Below are 19,520 nucleotides of genomic sequence, written 5' to 3' on the forward strand. Positions count from 1 at the left end.
GGTTCTCATCGTGGCGTCCTCACTGCGTCAGCACGACGCCGCTGGCCGGCGACCACGACACGAACACGTCGTCGTTCCACGCCGGTGCGTTGTCGTTCATCAGGTGCGAGCTCGACAGGTTCGACACCACCGTCTTGCCGCTCGGCAAGCGCACGTGATACAGCGAGTAGCTGCCCATGTACGCGATGTCGGTCACGACGCCGCGCGCCCAGTTGTGTTTCGAGCCCGGTTTCTCGCGCGACACGTGAATGCGCTCCGGACGCACCGAGATGCCGACCGGCATCCCGAGCGGGCCCGTGATCCCGTGGCTCACGTACATGCGTGCTTCGAGGTCGTCGCTCTCGACGAAGATGTGATCGGGCTCGTCTTCAACCACGCGGCCCTCGAACAGGTTCGTCGAGCCGATGAATTCGGCCGAGAAGCGGCTGTTCGGAAACTCGTACACTTCGCCCGGCGCGCCGATCTGCACGATCTTGCCTTCGCTCATCACCGCGAGGCGGCTCGCCATCGTCATCGCCTCTTCCTGATCGTGCGTGACCATCACGCAGGTCACGTCGACCTTCTCGATGATGTTCACGAGTTCGAGCTGGGTTTTCTGGCGGATCTTCTTGTCGAGCGCAGACATCGGCTCGTCGAGCAGCAAGAGCTTCGGGCGCTTGACCAGCGAGCGGGCCAACGCGACGCGCTGCTGCTGGCCGCCGGAGAGTTGATGCGGCTTGCGCTGCGCGTACTTGCTCATCTGCACGAGCGCGAGCGCATCGGCCACGCGCTCCTTGATCTCGTTCTTCGGGGTGCCTTCCTGCTTCAGGCCGAACGCGACGTTCGATTCGACCGACATGTGCGGGAACAGCGCGTACGACTGGAACATCATGTTCACCGGGCGGCGGTACGGCGGCAGCGAGGCGAGATCTTCACCGTCGACGAAGATCTTGCCGGAGGTAGCCGTCTCGAGGCCGGCAAGCATGCGCAGCAACGTCGACTTGCCGCAGCCGGAGCTGCCGAGCAGCGCGAACAGTTCGTTCTTCGCGATCGTCAGGTTCACGTTGTCGACGGCGGTGCTGTCGCCGAATTTCTTCACGACGTTTTCGATGCGGACGAAAGTGTCGTTCGGCTTGAGCATGTCCGTCGCCGGGCGATGCATCGCATCAGGTGTACTGAATGAATCCCGTTTCATGATGGTCCGTTTTAAGCAGGTAAGCGAATCTCAGGCGTCAGGCGCGACCGGTCGGGCGGTCGCACGGTGCTGGCGGAGAGGGATCGAGCGATTCCTCGTCCGGAACGAATGGCGCAACGCAACAGGTGTGGGGGAACGCATGGCGATCGGTGGCCATCAGTGGCGACCGGCCGGGGGCGTCGCGCTGGCTGTCATGAAGATTTCATCGGTTTTCATCGGGCTTTCCGCACGTTTCTGTCGTCTCCAGTGCGAATTTTTAAACCCGTCAAAAACCTTTTGGATCGCGGATTTCCGTTCCGGACATTGAACGGAATCGATGTTTGGGGAGGCGGGAAAACGGGGGCACGAGCCGGCCCCGTGCGGCAGCGCGGGCGCCCGGCGGCACGGGCGCCGCCGGGTGAAACGGAGGGTGGGGAAAACGAGCAGCCGGGCGGCTGCCACGCGCGGCCGGTGCGCCGCGCGAGTCAGGTCACTTCGTGTTCAGTTCCTTCCAGCGCCGGTAGACGTTGATCGCGTCGCTGTGCTTCTGCTGCACCATCGGCAAACGGCGTTCGTCGATTGGCTTCGCATATTCGGCATAGAACGTGTCGAGCTCGAAGTACTTGCGGTCATCGCGGTAGAACGGCGCGTAGTCCTCGCGCGTCGTGATGTAGACCACGCGCTTCGGGCTGCAGTAGTACAGCGAGCCGAGACACATCGGGCACGGGCTCGCGAGAATGTAGATCTCGCAATCGGTCAGGTGCTCGGTGCCGAGCTTGCGACACGCATCGCGTACCGCGAGGATCTCGGCGTGCGCGGTCGGGTCACTGGTCTGCGCGACGAGGTTCGGGCTCTCCGCGACGATCTCGCCGTCGCGGACGATCACCGTCGCGAACGGGCGGCCGCCCTCTTCCACGTTCTTCAGCGCAAGATCGATCGTGCGTTTCACAAAATCCATGGCTGCGTCCTCGTTGAAACGAAATGGCGGGAACGTGCGCCGGCCAGTGGCCGATGCACGTCGGGCGGGAACCTGCGCGGCACCGCTGTTGCGGCGCCGCGCCGGCGTCAGAACGGCTTGGTCGGCAGGTACTTGCCGTCGAGCGTGATCACCGCGCGCGAACCGCCTTCGGGATCGTCGACCTTCTTCACGTCGAGCCGGAAATTGATCGCGCTGATGATGCCGTCGCCGAACTTCTCGTGGACGAGCGCCTTCAGCGTCGTGCCGTACACCTGCAGCATTTCGTAGAAGCGGTAAATGGTCGGGTCGGTCGGCACGCGATCGTCGATGCTGCCGCGCAGCGGGATCATCTGCAGCAGCAGCACCGCGTCGTCGTCGAGGCCGAGCTTGTCGGCGACGTTGCGCGCGGCTTCCGCCGGCAGCGCGTGCTGGCCGAGCAGCGCGGCCGTCACGAACGCTTCGCTCAGGCCCGTGCCTTCGGTGAGCTGCGCGAACGACAGGTTCTTGCGCGCCTTCGCGAGCACGATGGCTTCCGCGAGCGCGTGGCGGGCAGTCTGACTGTGCTGGGACTGGATCATGGCAATTCCTCGTGGTTGGGTAGGAGCGATTCAGGCCGCGACGGGGAGCGTCGCGGGTGTAGCGCGGACCGCGGGATGGTCCGCCAGGGAGACGAACCGGCCGGTCGCGCCGTCGTAGGCGTCGATGCAGCCCGATTCGATGTCGTAGACCCAGCCGTGCAGCGCGAGCCGCCCTTCTTCGAGCGCGAGGCGCACGGCTGGATGCGTCTTCAGGTTCGCCAGTTGCGCGACGACGTTCTCGCGCACCATCGAGTCGATCCGCTCGCGTTCGCTGCGATGCGTGCGTGCTTCGTTCACGACGCGCGCCGAATCCGCATAGCGCAGCCAGTGCCCGACGGCCGGCATGTGGTCCATGCACTGGCAGGTGGCGATCGCGGTCATTGCGCCGCAATCGGAATGGCCGCAGATCACGACGTCGGTCACGCGCAGCGCAGCCACCGCGTATTCGACCGATGCCGATACGCCGCCAGGCTCGGGGCCGTATGACGGCACGATGTTGCCGGCGTTGCGGATCACGAACAGGTCGCCTGGTTCGCGCTGCGTGACGAGTTCCGGCACGAGCCGGCTGTCCGAGCACGAGATGAACAGCGCCCGCGGGTTCTGGCTGCGAGCGAGGTCGCGGAACAGCGCGGCGCGTTCCGGATAGGCGTCGCGCTGGAACTTCAGGAAGCCTTCGATGATGTCCTTCATCGTGTGTTCTCCGGTGCAGGTGGAATCGATGAAGGGCAGGTTACGCCGGACTTCCAATAACGTAAAAGACTGATTTATGATATTCCCGATAAGCAGGACTTATAGGAACCGCCATGCTGCTGCGCCATATCCACTACTTCCTCGCCGTCGCCGAGCACCGCAGCTTCACGCGCGCCGCCGCCGCGCTGCACGTGTCGCAGCCCGCGCTGTCGCAGCAGATCCGCCAGCTCGAGGAGACGCTCGGCGCGCAACTGTTCGACCGCACCGGGCGCGTGACGCGGCTGACCGACGCCGGCGACGTGTATTTCCGCTATGCGCGCCAGGCGCTGCATGATCTCGCGGAAGGCCGGCGCGCGATCCACGACGTGCAGGACCTGAGCCGCGGCTCGCTGCGGATCGCGGTCACGCCGACCTTCACGAGCTATCTCGTCGGGCCGCTCGTCGAGGCGTTTCACGGCCGCTATCCGGACGTGTCGCTGTCGGTGCGCGAGATGTCGCAGGAGCGCATCGAGGCGCTGCTCGTCGACGACGAGCTCGATGTCGGCATCGCGTTCGAGGACGTGCAGACGGCAGATATCGAAGCGCAAACGCTGCTGGTCGAAACGCTCGCGCTCGTCGTGAACCGCGAGCATGCACTCGCCGGGAAACGCAAGGCCGGCCTGCGCGCGCTGCACGATGCACCGCTCGTGCTGCTCACGGCCGAGTTCGCGACGCGCGTGCAGATCGACCGCTATTTCCGCGAGCACGACGTGCGGCCGCGCGTATTGATGGAAGCGAATTCGCTGGGGGCGGTGATCGAGATCGTGCGCCGCACCAACCTCGCGACGCTGCTGCCCGCGACGATCGCGACCGGGCACGACGATCTCGCTGCCATCGCGCTCGATCCGGCCGTCCTGCGGCGCACGGCCGTGCTGCTGCAGCGAAAGGGGGCGTACCGGAGCGCGGCCGCGCGCGCGTTCGTCGAGCTGGCGCTGGAGCAGCAGGCGGGGAAAGGCGCGCGTTCGCGATGAAACCGGCTTTCGAGCCGGGCCCGCGTGGACGCTGACGGGCGTCCGCGCCGGTTGCACCTGACGCGCCAGGCCCCGCTTCCAGCCTGGCTGCCGACGCCAAAATCCCGCGATTTATCCTGTAAAATCGCGAATCGAGAGAATTTGTACGACAAAACCGGTCATCCGGTAACCATTACTCATCGTTCTCGATTCGAGAGGGCCACAACGATGAATTCCCAAGAACTGGTTCGCGCGATCAGTGGCGGCCTGTTTCAGCAGGCTCGCCTGCTCAAGCTCGATACGCCGCTGGGCCAGAATGTCCTGCTGCCTCAGACGGTGCACGGCGTATCGCGGTTGGGCCGCGATTTCACGTTGACGGTCGATGCCGTCTCGACGCGCGACGATGTCGAACTGAAGAAGCTGATCGCCCAGCCCGTCACGCTGTGGGTCGAACAGCAAGGCGACACCTATCTGCCGTGGCACGGCTACGTGCAAACCGCGCGCCGGCTCGGCTTCGACGGCGGCATCACCGCTTACCAGATCCGTTTCATGTCGTGGCTCGGGTTCCTGCGATACCGCCGCGACCAGCGCATCTGGCAGGACCGCACCGCCGACGAAATCCTGACCGACGTGTTCAACCAGCATCCGCAAGCCTCCGGCATGTTCCGGTTTGCGCTCTCCGCGCCGCTGCGGAACCGGTCGTTCTGCCTGCAATTCGAGGACGACTGGCATTTCGTCCATCGACTGCTCGAGGACGAAGGCCTGTTCGGCTACTTCGAGCAAGCCAACGACGGCTCGCACCACACGCTCGTGATCACCGATTCGCTCCGCGCACTGCCCGCCGCCGCACCGACCCGCGTGCCGTTCCAGCGCGCGGCTTCGGATAACGAGACCCAGGCGCTCGTCCAGTGGTCGGGCTCGCGCACGCTGCAGAGCAGTCACTACACGACGCGCACGTTCGACTACAAATCGCCCGGTACCGCGCTCAATCCGAAGGGCACCGATGTTCCGACCCGGCAGGATCAGGGCGACCTGCCGAACCAGACCGAGGTCTATACGTACACGGGCGCCTATACATACGGCGCCCAGGGCGACGGCAACCGCCAGTCGACGATCCGGATGGAAGAATGGGAATCGCGCGCGAAGCGGTTCCACGGTATTGGCGGCATGCGCGGCATCGATGCGGGCCGGGTGTTCGAGCTGACCGACCATGCGGCCCATCCGCCGGCCGAACAGGACGGCAACCGGTTCGCCGTCATCGAAACCGTCTGGTGGATCAGGAACAACATTCCGGCCGCGCCGTCCCATTTTCCGCACGGCCTGGCCGCGCAATTCGACGCGATGAAGGCCCAGCTCGGCGACACGGCCAGCGCGATGACCGTGCATCACGCCGACGGCAGCGAAGGCTTCTATCTCGTCGAAATCGAAGCGCAGCGCCAGACGGTGCCGTTCCGCAGTCCGTTCGAGCATCCGAAGCCCGAGATGCATCTGCAGACCGCCACCGTCGCGGGGCCGAAGGGCGAGGAGGTCCACACCGACGAACTGAACCGGATCAAGGTCCGGTTCCACTGGGATCGCCTGAACGAAGGCGACGAGCGCGCGTCGTGCTGGCTGCGCGTCGCGTCGTCCGACACGGGCGGCGGGTACGGCAGCGTGCATGTTCCGCGCATCGGCGAGGAAGTCGTGGTCAACTGGATGTCCGGCGACTGCGACCGGCCCATCGTCACCGCCCGGCTCTACAACGGCGCGACCAAGCCGCAATGGCACACGGACGGCCTGCTGTCCGGCTTCCGTTCGAAGGAATACGCCGGCAGTGGCTACAACCAGCTCGTGATGGACGACGCGACCGGGCAGAACCGCTCTCAGCTCTACAGCAGCGTGGCAAACAGCCTGCTGCATGTCGGGTATCTGATCGAGCACTCCGGCAACACTCGCGGCGCGTACGTCGGCAGCGGCTTCGACCTGAAGACCGATGCGTATGGCGCCGTGCGCGCGAACCAGGGCCTGTACGTCACGACGCATCCCAAGACCGTGTCGAGCCAGCCGCTCGACGTGCGCGAGACGCAGCAACACCTCATCGGCGCCGAAAGCCTGCTCGAATCGCTGTCCGACGTGAGCGAGACACATCATGCCGACACGCTGAAGCCCGGCCGCGATGCGCTGAAGACGTTCACCGACGCGACCCAGCAAAGCCAGCCTGGCGCGGCGTCGGGCGGGCGAACGGGCGGCGGCGGCACCGGCAACGCGAACGCGTTTGCGCAGCCCGTGATGCTGTTCGGCAGCCCGGCCGGCGTCGGGATGGCGAGCCAGCAGTCGCTGCAGATGGTCGCCGACCGGCACGTCAACGTCGTGAGCGGACAGAATACCCATCTCGCGGTCGGCAAATCGCTCGTCGCGAGCGTGATCTCGTCGGTCAGCCTGTTCGCGCAGAATGCCGGGATGAAGCTGTTCGCCGGCAATGGCAAGGTCGAGATTCGTGCGCACGACGACAACGTCGAGCTGACCGCGCAGCAGACCGTGAAGATCGTCGCCGCCACCGGGCAGATCGACGTCGCGTCGAAGCAGCCCGTCCTGCTGACGTCCGGCGGCGCTTATATCCGCATCGGCAACGGCAACATCGAGATCCACGCGCCCGGCAAGGTGGACTTCAAGGGCGGCAACCACAGCTTCTCGGGGCCGACCAGCAACGACTACCCGCTGCCGCGGTTGCCTGAAGGCGTGTGCTCGGAATGCCGGCGCAGCGCGGCGAAGATGAAATCCGCACTCACGCCCCGCACATGACATCCGTCACCTCGATGAAGCCGTTTCACGACCTGACGCGCGCGCTGCCGCTGCCCGCGCAATGGCCGCGCACGAACGCCGCGCAACGGCACGACGACCTGCGCGACTGGCATCGTACGCGGCAGGTCGCGGATGCCCGGCCGCTGCGCCTGCTGGCGCTCGTCGACGGCGCGCTGGACGATACGATGCTCGATGCGGCCCGCTGGCGCGGGATCGCCTGGCAGTCGCTGTATCCGGCCACGATGCTCGAGTCTTCGCGGCCCGAGATCGGCCCGTTCCTGCTCGACCTGACGGCGGACGACGACGCATCGCGCGCGATGATGCTCGACCTGCTGAATGCCGGCAGCGAGTCGGATCTCGTCGTGTGGCTCGCGACGGGCCATGCGGTGCCGGACCTCGCCGCCTATCTGCACCCGCTCGCCGAGGCGACGCTGCCCGACCGGCGCCAGGCGTTGCTGCGTTACTACGATCCGTCGATTCTCGAGCACCTTTTGCCGGTACTGACGGCGGCGCAGCGGCGCGAACTGCTGGCGACGTTCGTCGAACTGCGCTACCGGTTCGATCCTTGGGAGAGCATGGTCGGAGAGGAGCACGGGCCGCTGCCCGCGGTCGCCGCGACGCCGGTCGTGTTCACGGATGCACAGTATGAAGCGCTGGCGCGCGAGGGTTTCGCGGAGACGCTGTATTTCCAGTTGCATGACGAATTCCTGCCGCCGATGTCGGCTGTGCCGAGTCGATGGGGCATTCGTTATGCGAAGGATCTCGTCACGCGGGCACGGGAGCGGCACGGGCTCGCGAACGAGAACGATCTCGCGTATTTCGTGCTGATCGGAATGAACGTGCATCCGGCGTTCGATGCGCATCCGGCGATCGCCGAGAAGATCGCGGCGCGTGGGGAAACTCCGCCGCCGTTGGCGGAAACGCTTGCGGATGTGGATGCGGAAGTATGGACGGCGTTGCTCGATGCGCATCCGCTGGCGGGGTATGCAGCCGGGCGGCACCAAGAGATGGCGGCGGCCAATGCGCTGCCCGAAGCCGGTTGAGTGGCGGGAGACGGGGATGTTGAACGGGATGCGTCGTGCGGTTTGCAAGCCGGTCGCGGTCGGGATGTTGATGATGGGTAGCGCGTGGAATGTGCAGGCTCAGCTTGAGAGCTACGGTCCGTATCGCGTCGTGGGTTTCAACTACGCCGACCGAGGCATCTACAACTTCGTCGTCGACGGCTTCGGCGCAGGTAGCGTGCATGCCCGTCAATTCGGCGGCCGTGGCGGCACGGTCTGTTGCATGGCAGTGCCGCGCGGCACGAAGGCCTGGCACCTCAAGGTCACATACGACCTGACGCCGGAAGAAGATGCCAGGAACCTGTCGCCGGAGATCTACGAAACAGACGTCGCCGTCCCGAAGCTACCGAACAAGCACGACGGCTACATCGAGTTTCATTTCCTGCCCGACCGCAAGATCGAAGCCAAATGGGTCGAATACCCGACCGATCCGCACAACCCGAATACAACGAGCAACGCGTCGTCCACGACGAACTGAATGACAGGAACATCGACATGCTGAATTTTCTTCGCCGCCTCATTCGCAACCCGATCGTCATCGCGGTGGTGCTGCTTGGCGGAGCGTGGTGGGTGCATGCGCAGACCGCGAGCTACGGGCCGTATCGCGTCATTGGCTATAACTTCACCAATCGCAGCATCTATAGCGTCAAGATCGACGAATTTGGCGCAGGAAACGTTCGTGCGAACAAGCCCGGTGGAGGTGGTGGAACCGTATGCTGCATGGACGTACCTCGGGATAAGAAAACTTGGCATATCAAACTCGAGTACGAGTTGACGCAAGAGCAATACAAAAAAAATCTGCCCAGTGACGTCTTCGAGACCGATATTGCCATTCCGCCGCTTCCCGACAAGCACGACGGATATATCGAATTCTACTTCTTGCCGCAACAAAAGATTGAAGCGCGATGGGCCAAGCTTCCGACTGATCCGCACAATCCGAATCTGCAGTAAAACGGGAGAAAAGTATGCCTAACGACACGATCCCGGCACAAGGCGCCGCGCCAGCACAATCCAGCGCCAATGCCGGCGCGGCGCGCGCCACGCGGGCAGCCAGCGTCAGCACGCAACTTCCCGCCGACCCTCCCAGCCCCTGCTTCCGTTGCCACCAGGAAATCTACCAGTCCTTCTTTTTTGACGGCTTCGGACAGAGCCTCGATGACGAGAACTCTTCGAATATCGCGCGCCTGTATAAGGCCCACATGGAAAGCGATAATTCAACGGGCGTCTACCGAACGTACTATGCAGGCATGGGAAGGGAACTACCCAACCAGACAGTAGGCACGCTCAAGAAGGCAGCAACCGATACTGGCTCCGCACTGTTCAAGGAAGTCAAAGGCAAAGGCATAGATGATCCCGCCAAAAAGGTCAGGGACGATATTGGCAAGCGCCTAATTTCTGATCGAGCCAATCAATCGATCTTCTCACACGCGAAATCGTCGATACTCGATGCCATCAGCAACGCCCCTGATACCATAAAAAAATCCCTCAAGGAATCCTTTACAGTCAAAAAGATCGGCGTCGATCTGATTCCTGCCGGGATATCGACCGTGGCCGACTCGGTTCCGGCAGTCCGTGACAGCGAATTCTCGGCGGCCTACCTGGGCACCGGATTCGACATTCGCGTCAGTCAGGCGATTGCCGACTTTGAAGCCAATGTCGTCCGTGCTACCAGCGACCCGCGTGAAATCAAACGCATTCGTGTTGCAGTTTTCGGTTACGACAGAGGCGGCACCATCGCCCGGAAATTCGCAAACGAATTGATCGGCAAGGTATGCAAGACAAAGGACGGGAAGCCGGCATACAAGGGGATACCGGTCGAATTCGACTTCATGGGGCTGTTTGATTGCGTCTCGACATCCTACGCCGACTCGATATTCACAAAGGCAGTTGCCCCCGTTCTTGGTGTCGTGCCGGCCGCAGGGAAAGGCGCCAGCCTCACCATCAAGGGGCTGAGTGTGTTTCTCGCCGTTTCCAAGCAGACGCTTGGTGAATACGATATCCAAAAAGAGTTCAAGTCAATCGTCCACCACGTTGCGGCGACAGAATTGCGCTTCTACAAAAATCTGGATTCGCCCAGAAAATCCTCCGACCACGCTAACCTCCTGGAGATCGTATATCCGGGCAGTCAGGCGGACGTAGGAGGCGGATTTCACGAAGGAGAGGATCACAAATCGGCCGAACTGGCGCGCGTATCCGCTCGGAATATGCTCGATCGCGCCTGGTCGGCCGGCGTACCCTTTCTGCCACTCGACAAACTTCGAAAAACCGACCCCAGGGTTGCTCGCGAGTTTGATTTCCAGAAGACCGTCAACGTCAACGGAAAGAATCTCACGGTCAATGATCTCTTCGCGGCCTACACCGCGATGCTGCCGAAATCGAACGGCCCGCTCGAAACGCATTTTCTCGAGCACCAGAAGCTGTTCGTGTCGTGGGCACGTTACGTCCATGACCGCACGGCGCATGAAAGCACCGACAACAATCTGTTCATCAACACCGTGGATGCCGACGTCTACAACGCGGTATTCCCGCATGGAGGCGGCTTGCCGAACTACGAGGGCCGGGACTGGTACTACAAGAGCCAAGACCCGAACGCCAAGGTCCCGCGGTACACGTTCGGTGAACGCCGGACAGTCGACGACATCTCGGACAAGACCGTGCGGGCCTTGGCCAACGCATGGGTGCACCCGCCGAAGCTGACGCCGGAAGTCATCGCGTTCTTCGACAACTTCGTGCACAACACGATTACGCGACTTAATAACGTAGCACTCGGCGACGGTGTGTTCATGACACTGCGCGAAATCGAGGAAAAAGGCTGGATGGCGCGCCAGACCGACGCCGCCAAGGATTACGTGCACAAAGTTCTCGGCAACATCTCCAAGAACATCAAGGACGCGCAGGACGAATACGTCAAGCAGGTCACGTCCGGCCAGATTCCGCACGGCGCGTCGATCGGCGACCTCTCCGGCGACTGAGCGACATCCGTCGCCCGCCGTATCAACCGGCATAGCCGCCCGCTGCATGCGCAGCCGGGCGGCACTCGCACCGCTCCCCGTCAGTTGTACCCAAGAATCGCCACCGACGCGACGTCCGGCCGATCGATCGTATTCCCGACGAGCGACGTCATCGGCTCCTGCAACACGGCCTGATATGACGTCACGCGCGGCTCGTCCGGCACGGCCGGCTCATCCAGTGCCGGTTCGTCGAACGCGGCATCGAAGCCGCTGTAGAACCCCGATTGGGTCTGCGAAAAAGTCATCTCCGTTCCTTTCATTGATTGTGTTTTCGATGTTCTAACCAACCTGCTTCAACGCCGCCGCATGCACCGGCGTGCCATCATGCGCAGCCTCCGATCGGGCCAGCTGCGCGCGCGTGCGCCGCGTGATGTGGATCACCGCGAACACGACCGGCGCGATCAACAGCCCCTCCGCCAGTTCGGGATCGACCGGCAGGTTCATCACGTGCAGCGCCTTGAACGCTGCGGTCGCGAGCGACAGCACGTAGTACGAAATGGCCGCTACCGACAGCCCCTCGACCGCGTGCTGCAGATGCAGTTGATTGCGCGCGGTGCGTTCCATCCCGGCGAGCAGGCGCGTGACGTCCTTCTCCTGAGCAAGATTCACGCGCGTGCGCAGCAGGTCTACCGCCCGCGCGATCCGCGCGGCGATCTGCTCGTGGCGCGCCCATACGCTGCGGCAGGTTTCCATCGCCGGCGCGAAGCGGCGCTCCATGAACTCGGCGATCGTCGGCATCCCTTCGATACGCTCCTCGCGCAGCTCGTGGATGCGCGCCAGCACGAGCTTTTCGTACGCACGCGACGCGCTGAAACGCGCGCCCGATCCCGACAGTGCTTCGACCCGCACCGCGAGATGCGTGAGCTTGACGAGCAGCGCCGTATCGTCGCCGTCCGCTCCGCTCGCGTCCATCCGCTGCATCAATGCGTGCAGCGCCGCATGGATCTCGTCGAGCTCGCGGCTCATCCGGCGCGCGACCGGCAGCGCGAGCAGCGCCATCATCCGGTAGGTTTCGATCTCATACAGACGCTGCAGCAGCCGGCCGCCCTGCTCCTCGCGGAAATCCTCGTCGACGACGAGAAAGCGCATGAAGCCATCGTCGCGCACGTGCCAGTCGCAGAACACCTTGCCACCGCCGAGCACGTTGCTGCCGACGAGCGCGGGGCCGTCGATCCAGCGGCGCAGGTCGCCGCAGACGAGCCGCGCGGCATCGCCCGACAGCAATTCCATCCGCACCGCGACGAAGCGGATGCCGGCGAGCCGCGCGAACCACGCGGCCGGAATGCCTTCGATCGCGAGATCGTCGAAATAGCCCGTATCGCGACGCGGTGCGACGAACGTGAAGGTCGAGAATTCGGTGTGGCGTTCCCACTTCAGGTGCCAGCCGCTCGGCGACTGCACCGCGTAGTGCGTCGCGCCTTCGTGCGGCGCGGCGATGCCGGTATCGCGGCACAGTGCGTGCAGCAGCGTTTCGTGGATGTCGGGCTGGCCGTCCGCGTAGATCGCGTAATGCGTGAGCGACACGGCTTCGGCAAGCCGCAGGAACGGCCGGGCATGCAATTCCGCAGCCAGTGCGGCGCGCAACGGATGGTCCATCATCGAGTCACCACGCTTTCCTGTTCAGTGCTGCACGCCGGTTCGACCGGCCCGAACGCCGCGCCACCCTCGGGTGAAACGTCAGCGTGATCGCACTATGGCAGACACACAGCAACAATAAAAACGCATAATGCTGATCGTTACGTTCAGTTTTCCTGATACCCATGAAGATGCTCGATCACGACGTGCTGGCCACCGTCGTCGCCGTCGCGGAGACCGGCAACATGACCCGCGCCGCCGAGGCCGTGAACCGCTCGCAGTCGGCCGTCAGCATGCAGATCAAGAGCCTGGAAGACGCGATCGGCCGGCCGCTGTTCGTGCGCAAGCCGCGCAGCATCGTACTGACGCGCGAGGGCGAGGTACTGCTGGGATTCGCCAGACGAATGCTGGCGCTGCGCGACGAGGCCTGGGCGGCCGTGGTGCGGCCGGAAGTGACCGGCAAGGTCGTGATCGGCGTGCCGGACGACTATGCGTCGTCGCTGCTCCCGTCGGTCCTGAAAAAGTTCTCGGCGACCTACCCGAAGGTCGAGATCCAGGTGATGGGGCTGCCGAGCAGCGCGCTCGCGCCGCTGATCAAGGACGGCACCGTCGATCTCGTGTGCGGCACGCGCATCAAGGGGCTGTCGGGCGACTTCATCCGCCACGAGCCGATGGCGTGGGCCGCGATGACGAACGGGCCGCGCGTGTGGGAGGAGCGGCCGCTGCCGATCGCGGTGTTCATGCCGGGCAGCGTCGCGCGCGAGAACGCGATCCGCAGCCTGGAGCGCGCGAAGGTGCCATACCGCACCTCCTATGAAAGCCCGAGCCTGCTCGGGCTGCTCAGCATGGTCGAGGCCGGCCTCGCGGTCGCGCCGCTCGCGCGCTGCGCGATTCCCGCGCAGCTGTCGATGCTCGGCCGCTCGCACGGGCTGCCCGACCTGCCGCCGCTCGAGCTGATCCTCGCGCGCAGCACCAAATCGAAGCGGCCGCCGTGCGACTTTCTCGCGGAACAGCTGATGGAAGACCTGCAGCGACAGACCGGGCAGACCGGCGACGCGTGATCAGCGCGTCGCGCCGAACCCCGCCACGCCCAGCGCCGCGTTGATGTTCGCGGCCACCGCATCGACGAGCGCTTCGAGCGTATCGCCGCGCACCTGCGCGTGTTCCGGCGCGAGGTGCTCCTTGCGTTGCCAGCCCCACTGCGCACCCGACGCGACCGACAGCGTCGCGCCGAAACGGTTGCCATGGCGAAGGCCGAAGGTGCTCACGCGCCGCCCGGCCACATAGTCCTGTTCGGGCAGACAGAGCCGGATCTCGACCGCGACCTGGTCGCGATCGTTGACGCGCGCGGCCGGGCTGACCGTCGACGCGAACACCTTGCCGATCCGCCAGGTCACGCAGGTTTCCCACGCCGCGAGCGGCCCGCCGTCCGCGTCGACCCGTTCGGTGTCGACCGACCACTGATGCCGGTCGGGCACGACGATCGCCTGATGCAGCAGCACTTCGGCCACCCGCACCGTCGTCACGAGCTGACGCGCGAGCTGCTGGCCCGACGGCAGCGACGCCGTCCGTACGCGACGGCTTTCCGGCCGTGCGACATGCACTGCTTCCATGAGGTCCATGACCCCTCCGTATTCAGGATCGACGCCGCGCACGCGGTGACGCACGCCGGTCCGCCGCTTGCGGGCGGACGGCATGGCGACCGGGAATCGGGCGGCGGATCGAACAAGCCACCGAGGAACGAGCAACAACCGTTCCCCGCTTCACCGCACCTTCGGCCCGACGCGCAAGCGGCGCGCGACCGGCCCGATCACCGCATCGGCCTGCTGCGCGATCAGCATGTGCAGCGTGAAATCCAGGTCTTCCGGCGCGATGTTGAAGTGCACGTGAACCACGTCGCGCACGGCACGCGCGCTGACGACATACACGCCGAGCGGGGAATGCAGCAGCGCCGCGAGCCGGACGTGCGCGTGTTCGCCGGAATCGGCCGTCAGCGTGACGGGCAACTGCAGGCGCGGGCGCGGCGGCGGAAAAGGAATGACGTTGTTGCGTGCGCCGGCGCGCAACTGGCGGCCGGCGACATGGAAGGCGGGAACGGGATGAATGAAGGTCATGGAGCGGACGGAAGCCGTCTCGGCTGTTCGACACATCCCCAGCTTAGAAGAGACGGCATAAACGTCGTGCAAAAAAACGCTGCGGCAGTGCAAAAAATGGCATGGGGGACACAACACGCCTCCGGCTGACGGCTGGCCACCCGGTCGTCATGCGCGCGCGGCGGTCGCGCGCCACGGCTTGCGTCAACCTCGGCTGCGCTACGGTCGCCTCTGCGTTCTTCCCTTTACGCTGCGAACGCCTCGAGCGACGCGCGCCGCCGCTCGTCGACCATCGATTCGATCAGCGACACCAGATCGTCGGTCAGCGGATCGCAGATCCCCGGTGAGCGATGCAGTTCGAGATCGGCCGCCGGCAGCGCCGGAAAGCCATCCGCCTCGTCGAGCACGCGCCAGTTCTCGGGCAGCGTGCAGCGATCGATCATCGTCACGGCCGCGCCGTGGTTCACCGCGATCTTGATGCCGGTCGGGCTCTGGCTCGTGTAGACGACATGAAACGACCGGTCGGCCGTCGCGAGCGCCTGCAGCCCGCGCTGCCGGTAGCAGCACGTCTCCGGAAAAAGCGCGAGCGGCACCGACGCATGGCTGTCGAGCGCGAAATCGCGGTGCGCGGCCCACACGACGTCGTGCCGGCCGAGCACCCGACCGCCCGCGCCGGGCCCGTGCCGCACGACGAGCGCCACGTCGAGCTCGCCTGCCTGCAGCCGTTCGAGCAGTTCGAGCGACATCCGGCAATGCACGTGCAGGCGCGCGCCCGGCCGCATCGCATAGAACGACTTCAGCAGGTCGGGCAGCCACAGCTCCGCATAGTCCTCGGGCAGCCCGAAGCGCACGACGCCGCGATCGCTGCTCGCCTGCTTCAGCGCGAGGATCGCGTCGTTCTGCACCTGGATGATCCGGCGCGCATGGATCAGGAAATTCTCGCCGTCGCGCGACAGCTCGAGCCGCCGGCTGTTGCGCATGAACAGGTGCGTGTCGAGCCGCTCCTCGAGCGTGCGGATGCGCAGGCTGATCGTCGATTGCGTGCGATGCAGTTGCCTCGCCGCCGCGGTGAAGCCACCGCTTTCGACGACCGCGACGAATGCCCGGATCAGTTCCGGATCCAGCGAACTGAGCTTCGACCAATCGGGCTTTTGAATGGCAGCCATCGAAATTACTCGCTTTCGAAAAAAAAAGGGAAGACGAAAGATAGGGCTCGGAGTACGCCGATTGTTGTCCAGATGCGCTCGGCCCTCCAACCCCTGCCCGGGTATGACAAACCCGGAGCCGGTACGCGCATGCCCACCCGCCGATCCTGCCCCGCCCGCCGTCGCGACAACGGCCGAGGCCCGCCCGGCGGGCCTTCGCACGCCGGGTTCAGGGCTTTCCCGGAGACGACGAAAACTCATAGCCCGATCAGAAAACATCGATTCACCGGCCGCGCCACGGCCCACCACAATCGCCTCACACCAACCTCATCGACGAGACACCGCAATGACCGCATCCCAACCCAGGCAGCTTTACATCGGCGAAGGCTTCGAAGGCCCCGGCGTCAACCTCGCGCACATCAACGTGCTGGTCGGCCCGCGCAACGGCCCGGCGGGCCAGGCGTTCGCCACCGCACTCGCGACGCCGTCGGCCGGCCATGCGCCGTTCGTCGTGATCGCGCAGCCGGGCGTGCCGACCAAGCCACTCACGCTGTACGTGAACAAGGCGCAGATCGCCAGCGACTTCCACGGCAATGCCACGTGGGGCGCATCGCAGGCCGGCATCGCGAAGGCCGTGGCCGAAGCGCTCGAGAACGGCACGCTGCCGCCCGAAGCGGAGAACGACTGGGTCGTCGTGTCGGCGAACTGGGTGAACCCGCAGACCGACGATCTCGACGCCGTGTTCGAGAACAACTACCGCGCGTGCCGCAACGCGATCGTCGCGGCGATGGAAGGGCTGCCGCATCGCGACGCGGTGTTCGCCGCCGCGCGCGACGTGTCGAACCCGTTCTACACCCCGAAGAAAAACTGACGACGACAAGCGGCCGACACAAGGCCGCACCTGGAGGAAACATGGAATACGTCCGCCTCGGCCAGTCCGGCCTGAAGGTGTCCCGCCTGTGTCTCGGCACGATGAACATGGGCACCCCCGAATGGAAGCCCTGGATCTTCGACGAAGCGCAGAGCGAGCCGATCGTGCGCCGCGCGCTCGACGCCGGCGTCAACTTCATCGATCTCGCGGATTTCTATTCGACCGGCGTCGGCGAGGAAGTGGTCGGCCGCATCCTGAAGCGCAACGCGCGCCGCGAGGAGCTCGTCGTGACGACCAAGGTCGGCTACGACATGGGCAGCTATCCGAATGCGGGCGGCCATTCGCGCAAGCACGTGCTCGACGGCATCGACGGGTCGCTCAAGCGGCTCGGGATGGATTACGTCGACATCTTCATGCTGCACTTCTTCGACGTGAACACGCCCGTCGAGGAAACGATGAGCGCGCTGCACGACATCGTGCGGGCGGGCAAGGCGCGCTATATCGGCGTGTCGACGATGTACACGTGGCAGTTCGCGAAGATCATGCAGGCATGCGAACGAAACGGCTGGGACAAGCCGATCAACATGCAGTTGCAGCTGAACCTCGCGTATCGCGAGGAAGAGCGCGAGATGGTGCCGTACTGCATCGACCAGGGCGTCGGCGTATCGGTGTTCAGCCCGCTCGCGCGCGGCCTGCTCACCTGCGAGCCGCAATCGACGCGCAACCAGACCGACTTCTTCACCGCGCAGATGTACGGCGACGCATCGTCCCTCGCGATCGCGGAATCGGTCGCGAAGGTCGCGAAGCGCCGCGGCGTGCCACCCGCGCAGATCGCGCAGGCTTGGGTGCTGAGCCGCCCCGGCATCGCGAGCATGCTGGTCGGCGCGGATTCCGTCGCGCAGTTCGACAGCGCGCTCGGCGCGCTCGAAACGCAGCTCACCGAAGAAGAGCTGCACGAGCTGGAACGCAACTACACGCCGTGCGACCTGATCAACGACTACACGGCCGGCAAGCGCATCGCGCGCGCGTCGCGTCCGGCGCAGGGCAGTTTCGCGGCGGACTGAAGGACCGAGGCACTGAAGCATTGAGGCTCCGAGGCACTGAAGGAACGACACACAATGAATGAATTTCTAAGGACCGGCCATTTCATCGGCGGTGAATGGCACGAATCGCACGGCGCGAGCGACGCGACCTATCCGGTGCTGAACCCGGCAACCGGCGAGACGATCGCGAAGGTCGCGAAAGGCGGCGCCGACGACACGCAACGCGCGATCGATGCGGCCGCGCACGCGTTTCCCGCGTGGCGCGCACTGACCGCGAAGGAACGCGGCGCCCGCGTGAAGCGCTGGGGCGAGCTGATGCTCGAGAATCGCGACGCGCTTGCCGAGCTGCTGACGCGCGAGCAAGGCAAGCCGCTCGCCGAAGCCCGTGGCGAAGTCGCGTACGCGGCGAGCTTTCTCGAATGGTTCGCGGAAGAAGCGAAGCGCATGTACGGCGACGTGATCCCGAGCCCGAAGCCCAATTCGCAGATCGTCGTCACGCGCGAGCCGGTCGGTGTGGTCGCGGCGATCACGCCTTGGAATTTCCCGCTGGCGATGATCACGCGCAAGGCTGGCCCCGCACTCGCGGCCGGCTGCACGATGGTGCTGAAGCCGTCCGAGGAAACGCCGCTGTCCGCGTTCGCGCTCGCAGTGCTCGCCGAACGCGCGGGCGTGCCGGCCGGCGTGTTCAACGTGGTGTCGGGCGACGCGGTCGCGATCGGCGAGACGCTGACGAGTTCGTCCGTCGTGCGCAAGCTGTCGTTCACGGGCTCGACGCGCGTCGGCAAGCTACTCGCGAAGCAGTCCGCCGACACGCTGAAGAAGCTGTCGCTCGAACTCGGCGGCAACGCGCCGTTCATCGTGTTCGACGATGCCGATCTCGATGCGGCGGTCGAAGGCGCGATCGCGTCGAAGTTCCGCAACACGGGCCAGACCTGCGTGTGCGTGAACCGCTTTCTCGTGCAGGACGGCGTGTACGACGCGTTCACGCGCAAGCTCGCGGACGCGGTGCGCAAGCTGCGCGTCGGCAACGCGCTCGCGGGCGAAGTCGACCAGGGGCCGCTGATCAACGAAGCGGCGCTCGGCAAGGTCGAGCGGCACGTGGCCGACGCCACCGCGAAGGGCGCACACGCGCTCACCGGCGGCAAGCGTCATGCGCTCGGCGGCACGTTCTACGAGCCGACCGTGCTGACCGGCATGACGGCCGACATGCTGATCGCCGAAGAGGAAACCTTCGGCCCCGTCGCCGGCTGCTTCCGCTTCAAGACAGAGGAAGAAGCCGTCGCCCTGGCCAACGACACGCCGTTCGGGCTGTCCGCGTACTTCTACACGCGCGACCTCGGCCGTGCGTGGCGCGTATCGGGTGCGCTGGAGAGCGGGATGGTCGGCGTCAACGACGGGATCATCTCGACCGAAGTCGCGCCGTTCGGCGGCGTCAAGCAATCGGGGCTCGGCCGCGAAGGTTCGAAGTACGGCCTCGATGAATACGTGGAACTCAAGTACACGCTGATGGCCGGCCTCGGCCGCTGACCACCGGCCGCTCCCCGCGGTCGACCCGCGCCGCGCGCCACCCGG

General features: G+C 65.0%; 20 protein-coding genes. 11 read left to right on the plus strand and 9 right to left on the minus strand.

What is annotated here, in order from left to right; all coding sequences use genetic code 11:
• Positions 1–19 precede the first annotated feature (19 nt).
• A complete protein-coding gene (locus G3N93_RS15450; protein WP_241026561.1) occupies positions 20–1,141 on the minus strand; it encodes a polyamine ABC transporter ATP-binding protein in 1,122 nt (373 codons plus the stop codon).
• Between G3N93_RS15450 and G3N93_RS15455 the strand changes: the two genes are divergently transcribed.
• Positions 1,119–1,481 carry a hypothetical protein gene (locus G3N93_RS15455; RefSeq protein WP_206122959.1) on the plus strand — a complete coding sequence of 121 codons (363 nt, stop codon included), beginning with the start codon at positions 1,119–1,121 and terminating at the stop codon, positions 1,479–1,481. The genes G3N93_RS15450 and G3N93_RS15455 overlap by 23 nt on opposite strands.
• A 162-nt stretch (positions 1,482–1,643) precedes the next feature.
• Here the strand turns inward: G3N93_RS15455 and G3N93_RS15460 are convergent, their stop codons facing one another.
• From G3N93_RS15460 to G3N93_RS15470, 3 genes are all read right to left on the minus strand, one after another.
• Entirely contained in the window at positions 1,644–2,111 is a 468-nt protein-coding gene (locus G3N93_RS15460; protein WP_206133412.1) for a nucleoside deaminase, read from the minus strand.
• A gap of 107 nt (positions 2,112–2,218) precedes the next feature.
• Positions 2,219–2,689 carry a cyanase gene (gene cynS / locus G3N93_RS15465; protein ID WP_174939324.1) on the minus strand — a complete coding sequence of 157 codons (471 nt, stop codon included), beginning with the start codon at positions 2,687–2,689 and terminating at the stop codon, positions 2,219–2,221.
• Positions 2,690–2,719: 30 nt separating this feature from the next.
• Entirely contained in the window at positions 2,720–3,379 is a 660-nt protein-coding gene (locus G3N93_RS15470; RefSeq protein ID WP_011356406.1) for a carbonic anhydrase, read from the minus strand.
• A 113-nt stretch (positions 3,380–3,492) separates the two neighbouring features.
• Between G3N93_RS15470 and cynR the strand changes: the two genes are divergently transcribed.
• The 6 genes from cynR (at position 3,493) to G3N93_RS15500 (ending at position 11,182) form a co-directional block, all read left to right on the plus strand.
• The gene (gene cynR / locus G3N93_RS15475; protein ID WP_174939326.1) at positions 3,493–4,389 is read left to right on the plus strand and encodes a transcriptional regulator CynR; all 897 of its coding nucleotides are present in this window, start codon (positions 3,493–3,495) and stop codon (positions 4,387–4,389) included.
• A 207-nt stretch (positions 4,390–4,596) separates the two neighbouring features.
• Positions 4,597–7,149, plus strand: a complete 2,553-nt coding sequence (locus tag G3N93_RS15480) for a type VI secretion system Vgr family protein (RefSeq protein WP_206133413.1) — start codon at positions 4,597–4,599, stop codon at positions 7,147–7,149.
• Positions 7,146–8,192 carry a DUF4123 domain-containing protein gene (locus G3N93_RS15485; RefSeq protein WP_241026560.1) on the plus strand — a complete coding sequence of 349 codons (1,047 nt, stop codon included), beginning with the start codon at positions 7,146–7,148 and terminating at the stop codon, positions 8,190–8,192. The genes G3N93_RS15480 and G3N93_RS15485 overlap by 4 nt, the downstream gene beginning before the upstream one ends.
• Before the next feature lie 16 nt (positions 8,193–8,208).
• Positions 8,209–8,688: a DUF3304 domain-containing protein gene (locus G3N93_RS15490; RefSeq protein ID WP_206133419.1), complete on the plus strand. Its 480-nt coding sequence runs from the start codon at positions 8,209–8,211 to the stop codon at positions 8,686–8,688.
• A 17-nt stretch (positions 8,689–8,705) separates the two neighbouring features.
• Positions 8,706–9,161 (plus strand): DUF3304 domain-containing protein, encoded by a 456-nt coding sequence (locus tag G3N93_RS15495; protein ID WP_206133415.1) that lies wholly within the window; start codon positions 8,706–8,708, stop codon positions 9,159–9,161.
• A gap of 14 nt (positions 9,162–9,175) precedes the next feature.
• Entirely contained in the window at positions 9,176–11,182 is a 2,007-nt protein-coding gene (locus G3N93_RS15500; protein ID WP_174939903.1) for a phospholipase effector Tle1 domain-containing protein, read from the plus strand.
• Positions 11,183–11,262: 80 nt separating this feature from the next.
• On the opposite strand, the gene G3N93_RS15505 is transcribed toward G3N93_RS15500, so the two are convergent.
• Together G3N93_RS15505 and G3N93_RS15510 are read right to left on the minus strand one after the other, a co-directional pair.
• Positions 11,263–11,466 carry a hypothetical protein gene (locus G3N93_RS15505; protein ID WP_206133416.1) on the minus strand — a complete coding sequence of 68 codons (204 nt, stop codon included), beginning with the start codon at positions 11,464–11,466 and terminating at the stop codon, positions 11,263–11,265.
• Between the two features lie 34 nt (positions 11,467–11,500).
• Positions 11,501–12,820 carry a DUF3422 family protein gene (locus tag G3N93_RS15510; RefSeq protein WP_174950468.1) on the minus strand — a complete coding sequence of 440 codons (1,320 nt, stop codon included), beginning with the start codon at positions 12,818–12,820 and terminating at the stop codon, positions 11,501–11,503.
• Positions 12,821–12,981: 161 nt separating this feature from the next.
• Between G3N93_RS15510 and G3N93_RS15515 the strand changes: the two genes are divergently transcribed.
• A complete protein-coding gene (locus G3N93_RS15515) occupies positions 12,982–13,857 on the plus strand; it encodes a LysR family transcriptional regulator (RefSeq protein ID WP_011356411.1) in 876 nt (291 codons plus the stop codon).
• On the opposite strand, the gene G3N93_RS15520 is transcribed toward G3N93_RS15515, so the two are convergent.
• The 3 genes from G3N93_RS15520 to G3N93_RS15530 all read right to left on the minus strand — a co-directional run bounded on the left by G3N93_RS15520 (position 13,858) and on the right by G3N93_RS15530 (position 16,055).
• Complete coding sequence (locus tag G3N93_RS15520; protein ID WP_206133417.1) at positions 13,858–14,418, minus strand: hypothetical protein; 561 nt, start codon at positions 14,416–14,418, stop codon at positions 13,858–13,860.
• A gap of 141 nt (positions 14,419–14,559) precedes the next feature.
• On the minus strand, positions 14,560–14,910 hold the full coding sequence (locus G3N93_RS15525) for a hypothetical protein (RefSeq protein ID WP_206133418.1): 351 nt from the start codon (positions 14,908–14,910) through the stop codon (positions 14,560–14,562).
• A gap of 224 nt (positions 14,911–15,134) precedes the next feature.
• Positions 15,135–16,055, minus strand: coding sequence for a LysR family transcriptional regulator (locus G3N93_RS15530; protein WP_174939345.1), 921 nt, complete (start codon positions 16,053–16,055; stop codon positions 15,135–15,137).
• 325 nt (positions 16,056–16,380) lie between these two features.
• On the opposite strand from G3N93_RS15530, the gene fae reads away from it, so the two are divergent.
• The 3 genes from fae to G3N93_RS15545 are packed head-to-tail and all read left to right on the plus strand — an operon-like array spanning position 16,381 to position 19,475.
• Positions 16,381–16,905, plus strand: a complete 525-nt coding sequence (gene fae / locus G3N93_RS15535) for a formaldehyde-activating enzyme (RefSeq protein WP_011356415.1) — start codon at positions 16,381–16,383, stop codon at positions 16,903–16,905.
• Positions 16,906–16,946: 41 nt separating this feature from the next.
• Positions 16,947–17,969 (plus strand): aldo/keto reductase, encoded by a 1,023-nt coding sequence (locus G3N93_RS15540; protein WP_174939347.1) that lies wholly within the window; start codon positions 16,947–16,949, stop codon positions 17,967–17,969.
• A 54-nt stretch (positions 17,970–18,023) separates the two neighbouring features.
• Positions 18,024–19,475, plus strand: a complete 1,452-nt coding sequence (locus G3N93_RS15545) for an NAD-dependent succinate-semialdehyde dehydrogenase (protein WP_174939349.1) — start codon at positions 18,024–18,026, stop codon at positions 19,473–19,475.
• The last annotated feature ends 45 nt before the right edge of the window (positions 19,476–19,520 follow it).

Origin of the sequence: Burkholderia sp. Se-20378, from assembly GCF_017104665.1 — a bacterium.
In the GTDB taxonomy this organism is placed as follows: domain Bacteria; phylum Pseudomonadota; class Gammaproteobacteria; order Burkholderiales; family Burkholderiaceae; genus Burkholderia; species Burkholderia lata.

Bases quoted from the DNA above. Each gene is read 5' to 3' on its own strand.
- G3N93_RS15455 (WP_206122959.1), top strand. From the start codon at position 1,119: ATGTCCGTCGCCGGGCGATGCATCGCATCAGGTGTACTGAATGAATCC.
- G3N93_RS15450 (WP_241026561.1), bottom strand. From the start codon at position 1,141: ATGCATCGCCCGGCGACGGACATGCTCAAGCCGAACGACACTTTCGTC.
- G3N93_RS15460 (WP_206133412.1), bottom strand. From the start codon at position 2,111: ATGGATTTTGTGAAACGCACGATCGATCTTGCGCTGAAGAACGTGGAA.
- cynS (WP_174939324.1), bottom strand. From the start codon at position 2,689: ATGATCCAGTCCCAGCACAGTCAGACTGCCCGCCACGCGCTCGCGGAA.
- G3N93_RS15470 (WP_011356406.1), bottom strand. From the start codon at position 3,379: ATGAAGGACATCATCGAAGGCTTCCTGAAGTTCCAGCGCGACGCCTAT.
- cynR (WP_174939326.1), top strand. From the start codon at position 3,493: ATGCTGCTGCGCCATATCCACTACTTCCTCGCCGTCGCCGAGCACCGC.
- G3N93_RS15480 (WP_206133413.1), top strand. From the start codon at position 4,597: ATGAATTCCCAAGAACTGGTTCGCGCGATCAGTGGCGGCCTGTTTCAG.
- G3N93_RS15485 (WP_241026560.1), top strand. From the start codon at position 7,146: ATGACATCCGTCACCTCGATGAAGCCGTTTCACGACCTGACGCGCGCG.
- G3N93_RS15490 (WP_206133419.1), top strand. From the start codon at position 8,209: ATGTTGAACGGGATGCGTCGTGCGGTTTGCAAGCCGGTCGCGGTCGGG.
- G3N93_RS15495 (WP_206133415.1), top strand. From the start codon at position 8,706: ATGCTGAATTTTCTTCGCCGCCTCATTCGCAACCCGATCGTCATCGCG.
- G3N93_RS15500 (WP_174939903.1), top strand. From the start codon at position 9,176: ATGCCTAACGACACGATCCCGGCACAAGGCGCCGCGCCAGCACAATCC.
- G3N93_RS15505 (WP_206133416.1), bottom strand. From the start codon at position 11,466: ATGACTTTTTCGCAGACCCAATCGGGGTTCTACAGCGGCTTCGATGCC.
- G3N93_RS15510 (WP_174950468.1), bottom strand. From the start codon at position 12,820: ATGATGGACCATCCGTTGCGCGCCGCACTGGCTGCGGAATTGCATGCC.
- G3N93_RS15515 (WP_011356411.1), top strand. From the start codon at position 12,982: ATGAAGATGCTCGATCACGACGTGCTGGCCACCGTCGTCGCCGTCGCG.
- G3N93_RS15520 (WP_206133417.1), bottom strand. From the start codon at position 14,418: ATGGACCTCATGGAAGCAGTGCATGTCGCACGGCCGGAAAGCCGTCGC.
- G3N93_RS15525 (WP_206133418.1), bottom strand. From the start codon at position 14,910: ATGACCTTCATTCATCCCGTTCCCGCCTTCCATGTCGCCGGCCGCCAG.
- G3N93_RS15530 (WP_174939345.1), bottom strand. From the start codon at position 16,055: ATGGCTGCCATTCAAAAGCCCGATTGGTCGAAGCTCAGTTCGCTGGAT.
- fae (WP_011356415.1), top strand. From the start codon at position 16,381: ATGACCGCATCCCAACCCAGGCAGCTTTACATCGGCGAAGGCTTCGAA.
- G3N93_RS15540 (WP_174939347.1), top strand. From the start codon at position 16,947: ATGGAATACGTCCGCCTCGGCCAGTCCGGCCTGAAGGTGTCCCGCCTG.
- G3N93_RS15545 (WP_174939349.1), top strand. From the start codon at position 18,024: ATGAATGAATTTCTAAGGACCGGCCATTTCATCGGCGGTGAATGGCAC.